The 470-nt window shown below is 58.9% G+C and carries 1 pseudogene; it reads left to right on the top strand.

Annotation, left to right across the window (positions count from 1 at the left end):
• Window positions 1–198: pseudogene (locus EIP85_RS22630) on the top strand (IS110 family RNA-guided transposase); the annotation flags it as partial.
• Window positions 199–470: the final 272 nt, after the last annotated feature.

The raw sequence follows: 470 nt of genomic DNA, 5'->3' as shown, positions 1-470 counted from the left end.
ATCATCGGGGCGATGACCCGGATCATAGGGCGGGCGCGGCATACGGTCCTGGCAGAGAGCTGGATTGGGCGGATGCTGGCACGCAAGCCGAAGATGTTGGTCGGGATAGCCCTGGCGAACAAGATGGCCCGGCAAATCTGGGCCATGCTGACGAAGAACGAGGATTACTGGGATCCGGCGCTGGCGGCTGCGGCATGAGCCTCAGGGTGTAATCAACCAGCGACGGTGCCAGGGGTGTGAGAAGACGACGACCTGAATGGGCGCAATGATCGAACAGATCTGGATCAGGAAAACCATAGTCGAACGCTGAGCTACGAGCTCGGTCCCAAGATTTGGACTTGGTCCGCAGATCACCATAACGGCCCGCGGCTTCTGGAAATGCCGTACAATGAGGCCTGAAAGAAGTTCGCACTCGGTCACACGCCGATAGGGTCAGAAGCCTCTTGCATCACGGGCGGCAACCAAAGAAG

Origin of the sequence: Solirhodobacter olei (assembly GCF_004010155.1) — a bacterium.
GTDB lineage: Bacteria > Pseudomonadota > Alphaproteobacteria > Rhodobacterales > Rhodobacteraceae > Solirhodobacter > Solirhodobacter olei.
The sequence above is the reverse complement of the archived record's forward strand: the minus strand, read 5'-3'. Positions and strand labels throughout refer to the sequence as shown.